The following is an 11,218-nucleotide window of genomic DNA, read 5'->3' as shown; positions in this document are numbered from 1 at the left end:
CCCCGCCGCTCCGTTTCGCCTTGCTGCTGGCGGGCGCTGTTGCGGTCGCGATCACGGGCAACACATTGCGTGCCGCAAGCCTGTTCTATGTCGAGAGCGGTTTCATCCCGATGCTGCACGGCCCGGTAGTCCATGAGGCGGTGGGACTTGCCGCGTTCGCGTTCGTTGCAGGCACTGCCGTTTTGCTACTCACCCGCCGAAGGATGTCGCTATGAAGCGTGCGATCGCGCTCGCGCTGGCGACTGTGTTCGCCGCTGGGGCACCGCTGGTGCCACAGCGCGCCTTGTTGCTGCCGCCGCTGACGCCATGGCCGACGCGGTTCGAGGGGCGCGCGCTCGTACGTCTTCCGACAGGGCCCGGCGACGCGATGCTCGCGCGGGACTTTCCCGGCCATGTCGCGCGGTTCGGCGACGGGCAGCGGCAGATCGTGCTACGTCAGGTCGCCCGTGCGACACGGCTGCTCCACCCGCCGCGCGACTGTTTCGCCGCGTTGGGCTACGCGATTGCGCCGCTGCCCATGCGCACCGTAGTTGGTGGCCGATCTTCCTGTTTTGGTGCGCAACGAGGCGGCGTACGCTTGAAGGTCTGCGAACATATCCGCGCCGCGAACGGGACCACTTATTCGGATGTGCCGAGCTGGTATTGGCCGGCGCTCACCGGCGACAGCGTGGGGCCCTGGCTTGCAGTCATGACAGTGGAGCGCGTCAGTTGACGCCGGCCACCGGAAAGCGCCAGCAATGTACGCGATGACCCATCATATTCTCATCGTCGATGACGATCCGCATATCCGCGATCTGCTGGCCTTCGCGCTCGGCCGGGCGGGTATGAGCGTGGCCGAGGCTGGCGACGGCGAGGCGGCGCTGGCCGCGGTCGAGCAGAATGTCCCCGACCTGATGATCCTCGACATCAATATGCCGCGGCTCGACGGGCTGGACCTGTGTCGGCGGCTGCGCGCATCGGGTGGCGCGCAGGCCCGATTGCCGATCCTGTTCCTCTCCTCGCGCGACGACGAGATCGACCGGATCGTCGGGATCGAGATCGGCGGCGACGACTATGTCGTAAAACCCTTCTCGCCGCGCGAGGTCGTCGCGCGTGTCGGCGCGATCCTAAAGCGCGGCGTGCCGGCACCGCCGCCGATGCCCGCAACGGTCATCCGCTACGGCCGGCTGGCGCTTGACATTGACGCTTGGGAAGCGCGCGTGGACGCCGAGCCCATCGCGACGACGGCAACGGAGTTCCAACTCCTCGCGCTGCTCGCCACTATGCCGTCGAAAGTCTTCAGCCGCGACGCAATCATCGACCGGCTGCACGGACCCGGCTTTGCGATGACCGACCGCACGGTGGACAGCCATGTCCGCAACCTGCGCGCCAAATTCGCCCGCGCGGGGCTCGATGATCTGGTCGAGACGCGCAGCGGTGTCGGGTATCGCCTCGGCCGATGCGGCTGATCGCAACGGGCAAGCGGATCGCGAAACGCCATTGGCCGGCGCTGTCGATCCGCACGATCCTGCTCGCGACCTTCGTGTTCGTGGCTGCGCTGCCCGGTGTCGGCGCGGTCGCCCTGCGCGTGTACGAGAACACGTTGGTCCAGCAGACCGAGGCCGAACTCATCGCGCAGGGCGCGGTGCTCGCGGCGGCGTACCGGGCGGCGTGGGGCGACCACACGCAGGGCAATCGCCCGCTGGCGCCCGAGCCGCCGACGATCGACCTGCGCAGCGATCCGGTGCTCGACGAAATGCCTCCGGCGCAGTCTGCCGGCGTGGCCAACCCGGGGGCGATCGAAATCGCACGCGGGCTGGCGCCGGTGATGGAAGACGCCGCGGCGGTCACGCTGTCCGCGGCCCGACTGCTCGACGGCGCGGGCGTCGTGGTCGTGGGGCATGACGATCTGGGAAAAAGCTACGCCGACGTTCTCGAAGTGCGCCGCGCTCTCGACGGGCGCGTGGCGACCACGCTTCGGCTCCGGACAGACAACCCCTATGGGCTGCGATCGCCGCTCGAATGGCTCAGCCGTGCGAGCACGATTCGCGTCCATCATGTGCGGCCGGTGATCGTCGGTGGCCGCGTCGTCGGCGTCGTCATGCTTTCGCGTTCACCGCGCGGACTGTTCCTCGGGATCTATCAAGATCGCGGTAAAATCGCGCTGGGCGTTGTGTCGATCTTTCTGACGCTCCTGATGCTCGCGGGACTATTGTCGCGCGGTATCGCCCGCCCGATCCGTGAACTGACCCGCGCAACCGAGCGCGTCGCGAGCGGCGATGTGATTATCCCTGAGGCCCCCGTCACCGCTGCGATCGAGATTCGAGAACTCTATGCGCACTTCGCGACCATGGCCGACCGTATCGATACCCGCGCCCGCTATCTGCGTGATTTCGCCGCAGCGTTGAGCCACGAATTTAAGACTCCCCTGACCGGCATCCGCGGCGCACTCGAACTGCTTGGCGAGCATAAGATGACGGATGCGGAACGACAGCGATTTCTCGCCAACGCGGGCGCCGACGCGGACCGGCTTGCCTTACTGGTCCAGCGGCTGCTGGAACTCGCGCGGGCTGATATGGCGACCACACAGGCGGGCCATTGCACATTGCGCAACGTCGTCAGCGGATTGGACGACGTCGGGATATCGATCGTTTTGCAGGACGATGGCGATGTACCGATCGGCGCGGAACTCCTAACGGCCGTCTTGCGGATACTGGCCCAGAATAGCAGCCAGGCTGGCGCATGTACCGCGACGCTTCGGCTGGATCATCACCCCACAGCGGTGTCGATCCGATACGAGGACGATGGTCACGGTATCTCGGCAGGCGATCGTGATCGCGTCTTCACACCGTTCTTCACAAGCCGACGGCTTCACGGCGGTACCGGACTAGGACTACCGATCGCCCGCTCTCTATTGTCCGCGGAAAAAGCTGCGATCGACCTTCTACCCTCAACACAGGGCGCAGCGTTTGTGCTTACCTTTCCTGCCGGTAGATCATTCGTCGGAGAAAAAGTCCGGAGAAATAGATGAACGAGAGTCCGATTTTGGGAAGCGGTGAAACCCGTCTGGACGTCGGCTTATGGGTCGTCTCTCGGCATACGAGTGGACTACGCTTCTGACTTCTGAGCACGGGTTAGGCGCTTTGCAACCCCGGCTTGCCACGCTCGGTAACGAAGGTGGTGTGCGTCGAGAGCGTGCCGTTCCGCGTCGCGATCGTGTCCAGAACTTTCAGGTCACCGCGCCACAGATCGCGGTCGACGTCGCACAAGACATAGCCACGCCTGTCGGTGAGCGCCTTGAGATGCGGATTTTCCGTCCGGGATGAGCGGGTATAGTCGTCGTCCTCGCCGACGCCGTCCGCCCCCGAGCTGATCGAGGTAGCGAGATATTCGCTGCTGATGATCTTGCCGTTGCCGTGATCCTGGATGAGGTCGCCGGCGTAATGGCGGTGCGCGTCGCCGCTGACGGTCATGACGTTACCGGGGCACCGCGCGTCGATATGTGCGAGCAGGCGGCGGCGGCTGTTCATGTACCCTGACCATTGGTCCATCGAGACAAGCTGCTCGGGCTGCCCTGCCTTGTGGTAGCCGAGGTTCATCAGGCACACCTGCTGCGCGATCAGGTTCCAGCGTGCCTTCGAGCGATCGAGGCCTTTGAACAGCCATGCTTCCTGCGGTGCGCCCGTGATCGACCGGTCGGCCGCGAAGGCGTCCGGTCCTTGCGGCGCATCGCGATCGCCATAGACCTGATCGGAACGATATTGCCGTGTATCGAGGAAGAACGCGTCCATCAGATCGCCGAAGCGTGCGCCGCGGTACATTTGCATGTGCGATCCGTCGGGCATCGATGAGCGGCGTAGCGGCATATGCTCGTAATAGGCCTGCATCGCCATCGCACGCCGCGTGCGGAACACCTCCGGCGTGGTGTTGTCCTGATCGATGTCGCCGGCCCAATTATTGTCGATTTCGTGATCGTCGAAGCTGACGAACCAGGGCGCGGCGGCGTGCGCGGCCTGGAGATCGGGATCGCTCTTGTACTGGGCGTAGCGCTGGCGGTAATCGCCGATCGAATAGATTTCGTGGCCGAGGTGGCGACGCACCAGCGGCTTCTTCGCGCCGCGCGCCTGTTCGCCGCGGTCCGGCCCCTCGTAGATATAGTCGCCGTAATGGAACACGAAGTCGATCGGTTCGGCGGCGATGTGACGCCATGCGGTGTAATAGCCCTCCTCGTAATGCTGGCAGCCGGCGACGGCGAAGCGCACGCGGTCGAGCGGTGCGCCTGGCGGGGGCAGGGTCGCCCCGCGCCCGGTGCCGCTACGCTCGCCGCCGCAGGTGAAGCGGTACCAATAGGGGCGTGCGGGAGCGAGTCCGGCGACCTCGACATGGACCGAATGCGCCAGCTCAGGGTGTGCGATCGCCTCGCCGCGCTGAAGCACCTGACGGAAGTCGGGATCGGCGGCGACCTCCCAGGCAACGAGCACAGGGGCCATCATCATGCCGCCATCGGGCTGGAGCGGTAGGGGCGCGAGCCGCGTCCAGATGACGAAGCCCGTGGCATCGGGATCGCCGGCCGCGACGCCCAACGTGAACGGCGGGGTGGGGAAGCGCGGGGCCTCGATCAGGTTGCGGGGCCGCACCTCGGCGGCGGAGGCCCGCCAAGGCAGGACACCAGCGGCGGTCAGGCTTCCCAGGGCGGACAGAAGATAGCGGCGATCGACTTCGTACATGGTCGTACCTCTGTTCGGCTTATCAGCGCAGCATGATGTGGAAAAAGGCACCCTGGCCATAGTCGTCGACTTCGCTGACGTAGCGAAGGCCGTTGCCGACCAGGAATTTCGGCTGGTCATTGAGCAGGTTGGTGATCTCGTATTTGAACGTCACGTGTTTTGTCACGCGGTGCCACAGGCCGAGGTTGACGGTGGTCAGCTCCGCGCGGCCGTTGTCGTCCTGCGCGGTCTCGCCGATGCCCTCCATGTAGCTGCCGCGGTGCGTGACGGTCGTGCGGAACGCGCCGTCGATCGCGGGCAGGCGAAGCGTCGCGCCGCCGTTGATGATCCACTTTGGCTGGTAGATCAGCCGGTCCAGGGTCCGCGTCCCCGCATCGCTGGTGATCGACATCCGTCCCTTCAGCCAGGTTGCGTTGAAAAACGGATCGATCCGCTGGCCGAACAGGTTGACATCGTGATCGGCGGCCTGGAACTCGACGCCGTACAGCCGCGAATTGTCGGCGTTGAGCGGCTGGCGGACCCGGTAGTTGACGTCGTCGATCAGCTGCGTCGTGGTCAGCGTGAAGATGTCGTCCTTGATCCACTTGGCGAACGCGCCGAGCGAGATGATGCCGTCCTTGTGGAAATACTGCTCGAACTGAACATCGAGATTGTCCGACCGACGTGGGCGCAGATCGGGGTTGCCGCGGCTGATCGAGCAATCCGCCCCGCCGCTGTCCTCGTCGCCGCAATTGAGCGATTCCGGTTGCGCGATATTGCCCGGTGTAGGGCGGCCGAGCGTGCGGCTGTACGAAAAGCGCAGCTTCTTGCCGCCGGCGAAGTCCTGGATGCCGGAGAACGACGGCAACAGGTATTGGTACCCGCCTTTGTTCCGCGTCATCACCGCCGACGCTGTGCCGCCGGTGATCGTCGGCTGGAACGCGGAAAAGCGCGTATGGTCGTAGCGGACGCCCGCGACCAGCGTGGTATCGTCGGTGGCGTAATGGAGCGACAAAAACGGCGTTACCAGCCGCTCGGTGTATCGATAATCCCCGGTGATGCTGTCGTAGGTCGAGTTGGGTACGTCCTTGACGAACTTGGGCCACAACTCCTTCTTCACGCGCGCCCAGTCGACCCACGGGAACGATTGCGGTGCGCCCACGGGCACATAGCCTGGATCGTAGAGATAGGCGTTCATCGCCTGGCCAAGCTTGTATTCGGTCATATCGACGTTGCGCGACAGTTCCAGGTTGCGGAATTCGATCCCTGTGACGAACCCGAAGCCACGATCTTCGGGCTCGGCGTTCCATCCATAATCGACGCGCGCATTCGCCAGCCCCTCGTTGGCCATGCGGTATGTCGTCTGCGCTGTGCTGAGCTTGTACGGCGATCCGAGCACGAGGCCCGGCTTGTTGATCCCGGTGACGTAAGGCAGCCCGCCGGTGCCGTCATTGCCCGCCGCCCAGTCGAGCGAAAGGCCAGTCGGATAGGCGCGGACACCGATATAGGGCTGCGTATTGTCGTACCGGGCGCGGGTGTAACCGCCGCGAACGCGCAACGACGAGCGGTCGTCGTGCCATTCGACATTGCCGATCGCGCCGACCGTCGCCTTGTTCCAGGTATCGTAGCGATAGCGTGAATAGAGGCTGTTGATGTCCGATCCGCCACCCTCCGCGGTCAGGTCGCTGACACTGTTCTTGGTGTAGTAATCATTCTTGTTCATCGTCGAGGATTCCCACTGACGATAATTGAACCCGAGCAGCGACGCATAGATGTCGGTGCCAAGCGGACGCCATTCGAACTTCGCCGAACTGCCCGCAGTCTGGAGGCGGTTGGTATAGCTGCCGTAACTATGGTTGTACGGTACGGCGATGCCGTTCCACGCGGGATCGTCGGGGCCGGCCAGCTTCTTGCCGGCGTCGCTGAAGTAATATTTGGTGTCCTGCCACCATTTGCGCGAGTTGCGGATGCGGTTCTCGTAGCGCGCCGACAGGACCACGCCGAACTGATCGCCCGCGCCGAACTTGTCCGCGAACACCATCTTGCCACCGGCGCCGAAATGCGGCGTGCTGCCGTTGCCGGCGTTGCTGCCGCCATCGCCCCTGAACGACGAATAGATACCATAGCCGTCGACCATGACATAGCGGCGCTTGAGGGCAAACGCGCTGCGCGTGACGATGTCGACGATCCCCCCGATCGCCGCGCCATTTTGTTCGGCGGTAAATGTCTTGTAGACGTCGTTGTGGAACGCGAGTTCGGACGGAATTTGCTGCAAATTGACCTTGCGCGAACCCTCGCCGTCATTGCCGATCGTCGCGAGCGTGATCCCGTCGATCGTGGTCTGGTTGAGATCGGGCGAGATGCCCCGGATGCTGACGAAGCGCGGCGCATCGCCATCCTCAATCGCGCTGATACCGGGCAGCAGGATCAACTGGCCTGCAACGCTGCCGTCGGCGGACAGAGTTTCGAGATCGTCGAACACGATAGAGTCACGTACCGACGTCGATTGCTCCTTGTCCGAGCGGATCGCGCGATCGCCCATGACGATGATGTCGGACTTGGTCTGCTCGGGATCAGCGGTCGGGTCTTCGGCGTTTGCGGCACTAGCTACGAACAACAGCGGAAGCGCACAGGCCGCGGACGCGGCCAACCGGACGCGTCTGGCGGGCGAAAGGAACAGCATTGAGCCAGCATCTCCGAAAGGGGCGGGCAAAGAGGCTTCCCCAGAACGGAACGGCTGGCCCACCCAATGTAAGACCAATCTGCGGTCTCGAGCGCCTCGCCTATGATATCAACGCGACATAATCGCGTCAGTTATGATGACCTTTTATGACGGTCGGCATTATTAAGGCGCACTGTTCGGCCGCCTATCAAAGCTGTTCAGTACTGAGCAACGCCCGCACTCAGCAGCGCGACCAGGCAAGGCGGCTAATCTTGCATCGTTCGGGATGACTTTTGGAAGCCATCGATTTCCAGGCAGTCATTTCGACCGACCGCTTAAACGGATGGCAAGCGTTGCCGTGGAACTCCATGAAACAAGGGCGGAAGTTGGGAGGCGGGGAAGGGCACCCGAACGGCGACTTATGGGTCATTCCTGGGCTAGTTATAAATCTAGATTAATTGTCATATCTTAGGTCACAATTGCGGCAAATCGCCTCAATTTTTGAGTGGGACCTAAACGTTTGGCTGAAATTGCGCGTCAAAATCCTGAAGCGGCTATCTTAATCGTTTAGGATAGCGACCGCTCGTGTCCAGCCAGCGGAGCCATTCTTTATCTTTGCTGGAAAACAGGAAACCATGAAGCCGTTGCAGGGTAGGCGATCAAGGTTAGTGAGCTTTTCCATGTGGCAATAGCCGATGTCTCGGCCTGCCTTATGCCCCTCCCAGATCAGCGAGGTGTCGCCCGTCTCCTCAATCCGCTTGGCGGTGTGGCCGAACGGCGCGTCCCAAGACCATGCGTCGGTACCCGTCACGCGAACGCCGCGCGAGGTCAGGTACAGCGTAGCTTCGTAGCCGATGCCACATCCTTTCGCGAGAAAGTCGGCTTGGCCGAGCGCCGCGCCAGCGGCCGTATTGATCAGCACGATATCCAATGGCCGAAGCGTGTGACCGGCCGCGTTGAGCGCTGCCGCCATCTCGTCCGCCGTCACGACATGACCGTCAGGGAAGTGCCGCATGTCGAGCTTGACCCCCGGCTGGAAGCACCACTCCAGAGGCACTTCATCAATCGTGATCGCACGTTCGCCGCCGTTCATCGTCGGATGGTAGTGCCACGGTGCATCGAGATGCGTTCCGTTATGCGTCGACAGCGTCAACGTCTCCGATGCAGCGAACCCCAGCCCGCCGGGAACTTGTTCGGCAGTGACACCTGGGAAGAAGGTTTGAAGCTCAGCGACGGTTTGGTCGTGCGTCTGATATGCGATCGAGGGTCGCATGAACGGTGGATCCGTTATCACGTCGGGATCGAGCGTGATCGACAGGTCGATGAACGTCCGCTTCATGCGACATGTCCTCCCAATGCTTCTGCGAGCCAGTCGGCGATGAAGTCGCGGCCGAAGCTCATATTATCGACGCCGACATGCTCGACACCGCCTTCGCGTTCGGTGAAGAACTTGAGTTCGCGTTTGGGGCTGTTGACGAGCTGGTCGTAGGTCCGGTGCGCATAGTCGCGGCCGATTTGTCTGTCATTGTCGCCGTGCGTCACCAGGAACGGCACCGTGATCCGGTCCAGTATGCCCTCGAGCGTCATGCCGGCAGCCTTGTCGAGGAACTCGGCCATGTCCTTGGCACCGAACACCCACATGACGTGATTCCAGTAGTGCGGCACGGGATTCTCGCCCTCGCGGCGCAGGCGCTTCTGCTGCACTTCCGCCCAGTCGTGGTTGGCGCCCCAAACCGCTGCTGCAGCGAACCGTGGTTCGAAGGCGACCGCCCTTGGTACGAAATACCCGCCGAGCGAGATGCCCGAGAGCCCGATCCGCGTAGCATCGACGCCGGCTAGCTTTTCCAGCCAGTCGACGACAGGGGTCGCCCAGCGCTCGCTTTCGTGGGTGGCGTGCAGCCCGCCTGAGCGCAGCGCCTCACCCGACCCTGGCTGATCGATGCACAAGGTGGATATTCCACGGCGCAGCAGGGCCTGAGGTAGGCCGGTCCAGTAGAGAAGCTCCTTGCAGCTATCGAGCCCGTTGACGAACACGACGACGGGCGCCTTGCCCGGTGCTTGCGTGAAAACCCCCGGCACCATGCCTCCCGGAATCGCAATCTCCACGCGCTCCGCGTTTTCCTTGCCCAGCGCCATGGCGCGCCGGAAACTGTCCTGACCCTTTGCGAACGTGGCGTTGCGCTCCGGCGTGCCTTGTCCCTGCATCCGTTCGGCGGTGATGTAGTAGAGGCTTGCGCGCTGGAGTTTGGTGCCGGCGGATAAGTGCCGCCCCAATGTCTCGTCCTCGGCGGCAAGAACGACCAGCTTGTCGGCCATCTTGACCCATTCGCGCATGAACTGCGGGGTACCCGCGTCCTCGCCTGACTGTGCTGCTTCCAGCAGAGGGCGGCACATCTCCTCGATCTCGCCGATCCGCGCACCGCTTTCGATCGCGATGTCGACCGAGAGGTTCCAGACGTAATTATTGGGGAAATATTGGAATATGGCCATGGTGCAGATACTCAGAACATGGGGTGGGGGTTTTTGGACGATTGCGGCATTGGCTGGATGACATCCCAATGCTCGACGATCTTACCGTCCTTGAGGCGATAGATATCCGCTACGGCGCCGCCAGCCGTCTTCGGATCGCCGCGACCGAACAAATGGATGATCGCCAGATCGCCATCAACGACGATCCGTTTCACGACGAATGTCGCGCCGGGCGTCGAAAACAAGGGCTCCAGCGACGTTATGGCCGATGCGCGACCGTCGGCGATGCCGGGATTGTGCTGGACGTAGTCCGGAACCACGAAGTCGTCGAACGCTCGCCGCACGTCTTTCGCGCGGTACAGGATATCGGCGAACCGCGTCATGATCGCGCGATTTCGTTCGGTCTCGTCGGCTCGACGGGCCGCGACCGGCATCGCCATCAGGGCGATGCCGGCCATGGCTATACCGGCCCGGATCATGCCGAGGCTGGTGTCCATAGACCTGCATCGGGTGCGGGCTTCGGCATAGTCTGTGGACCGCCAACGCCCGTACCCCATTGGTCCATCGTGTCCGGCGAGGGGACATGAACCGTATGCTGGTGATGATCGTCGTCGACCTCTTCCAGCTCCGACGTGTATTCGACGACGTTCATCGCCGGCGTCGTGAAATAGCTGAACGTGTTGTTACCCGCGGTATGGCGGCCCGGTCCCCATTTGATGTCGACGTCGTTCTTTTTGAGGCGGGCGATGCCCTTCATCATGTCGTCGATCGTCAGCACGTCATAGGCGACGTGGTTGAGGCACGGCGGTCCTGGTAGGAAGGCGAGACGGTGATGCCACGCATTGCAGCGCATGAAGCACATAAAGTCGCCGAGCCAGTCTGAGACACGGAAACCGAGTGCCTTCTCGTACCACGCCACGGTCGCCCGGTGGTCAGGCGAATGCATGACGATGTGACTGATCTTGACCGGGATCGCCTCGCCGCGCTTCAGATCGCGGGACTCCCCTCGCTCGACCTCCGCCGAGACCTCCAGCGTGTGGCCATCAGGATCGAAGAAGCGGAAGCCGTAGCCGCCACCCAGGGTCGTCTGCTCGTGAGGCTCGGTGATGATCTTGCCCCCCGCATCTTTGACCTGCGCGAAAAGGGCATCGACGTCGGCGCGCGTCTCGGCTGCCCATGCCATCACGTCGATCCGTTGTACGGCGTCCTGACGGAGACGTACGACATATTTCTCGGGCGTGCCTGCGGCGGCGAAATACACCATGCCGTCATCGGCTTCGACCTCCGTCAGCCCCCAAACGTCGGCGTAGAACCGCCGTTCGGCTTCCAGGTCTGGAACTGCATAGCCGACGTAACGGACTTCTGAAACGCGTGCCATATCCACTCTCCTTGCCTGCCGATC

10 protein-coding genes are annotated in these 11,218 nt (G+C 63.0%); 4 read left to right on the top strand and 6 right to left on the bottom strand.

Annotated elements, in window-relative coordinates:
* The 4 genes from sphsw_RS19945 to sphsw_RS15910 all read left to right on the top strand — a co-directional run.
* Positions 1 to 215, top strand: a 215-nt coding sequence (locus sphsw_RS19945) for an exosortase/archaeosortase family protein (protein WP_031441487.1), incomplete at its 5' end; no start/stop codon positions are given.
* Positions 212 to 712, top strand: a complete 501-nt coding sequence (locus sphsw_RS15920; protein WP_042467533.1) for a hypothetical protein — start codon at positions 212 to 214, stop codon at positions 710 to 712. The genes sphsw_RS19945 and sphsw_RS15920, both read left to right, overlap by 4 nt.
* A 25-nt stretch (positions 713 to 737) precedes the next feature.
* On the top strand, positions 738 to 1,448 hold the full coding sequence (locus sphsw_RS15915; RefSeq protein WP_081874380.1) for a response regulator transcription factor: 711 nt from the start codon (positions 738 to 740) through the stop codon (positions 1,446 to 1,448).
* Positions 1,439 to 3,010, top strand: a complete 1,572-nt coding sequence (locus sphsw_RS15910; RefSeq protein ID WP_042467531.1) for a sensor histidine kinase — start codon at positions 1,439 to 1,441, stop codon at positions 3,008 to 3,010. Before sphsw_RS15915 ends, sphsw_RS15910 begins: the two co-directional genes overlap by 10 nt.
* A gap of 103 nt (positions 3,011 to 3,113) precedes the next feature.
* Here the strand turns inward: sphsw_RS15910 and sphsw_RS15905 are convergent, their stop codons facing one another.
* From sphsw_RS15905 to sphsw_RS15880, 6 genes are all read right to left on the bottom strand, one after another.
* Positions 3,114 to 4,706, bottom strand: a complete 1,593-nt coding sequence (locus sphsw_RS15905; protein WP_031441483.1) for an alkaline phosphatase D family protein — start codon at positions 4,704 to 4,706, stop codon at positions 3,114 to 3,116.
* Positions 4,707 to 4,728: 22 nt separating this feature from the next.
* Positions 4,729 to 7,368, bottom strand: coding sequence for a TonB-dependent receptor (locus sphsw_RS15900; protein WP_052380979.1), 2,640 nt, complete (start codon positions 7,366 to 7,368; stop codon positions 4,729 to 4,731).
* 538 nt (positions 7,369 to 7,906) lie between these two features.
* Positions 7,907 to 8,686 (bottom strand): cyclase family protein, encoded by a 780-nt coding sequence (locus sphsw_RS15895; protein ID WP_031441481.1) that lies wholly within the window; start codon positions 8,684 to 8,686, stop codon positions 7,907 to 7,909.
* A complete protein-coding gene (locus tag sphsw_RS15890) occupies positions 8,683 to 9,837 on the bottom strand; it encodes an alpha/beta hydrolase family protein (protein ID WP_031441480.1) in 1,155 nt (384 codons plus the stop codon). Before sphsw_RS15890 ends, sphsw_RS15895 begins: the two co-directional genes overlap by 4 nt.
* 11 nt (positions 9,838 to 9,848) lie before the next feature.
* Positions 9,849 to 10,313 carry a nuclear transport factor 2 family protein gene (locus sphsw_RS15885; protein ID WP_235188432.1) on the bottom strand — a complete coding sequence of 155 codons (465 nt, stop codon included), beginning with the start codon at positions 10,311 to 10,313 and terminating at the stop codon, positions 9,849 to 9,851.
* Positions 10,292 to 11,194 carry a VOC family protein gene (locus tag sphsw_RS15880; protein WP_031441478.1) on the bottom strand — a complete coding sequence of 301 codons (903 nt, stop codon included), beginning with the start codon at positions 11,192 to 11,194 and terminating at the stop codon, positions 10,292 to 10,294. The genes sphsw_RS15885 and sphsw_RS15880 overlap by 22 nt, the downstream gene beginning before the upstream one ends.
* Between the last annotated feature and the right edge of the window lie 24 nt (positions 11,195 to 11,218).

The organism is Sphingomonas sp. FUKUSWIS1 (genome assembly GCF_000733135.1).
GTDB classification, from domain to species: Bacteria; Pseudomonadota; Alphaproteobacteria; order Sphingomonadales; family Sphingomonadaceae; genus Sphingomonas; species Sphingomonas aerolata.
This window is presented reverse-complemented; position numbering and strand designations above follow the sequence as displayed.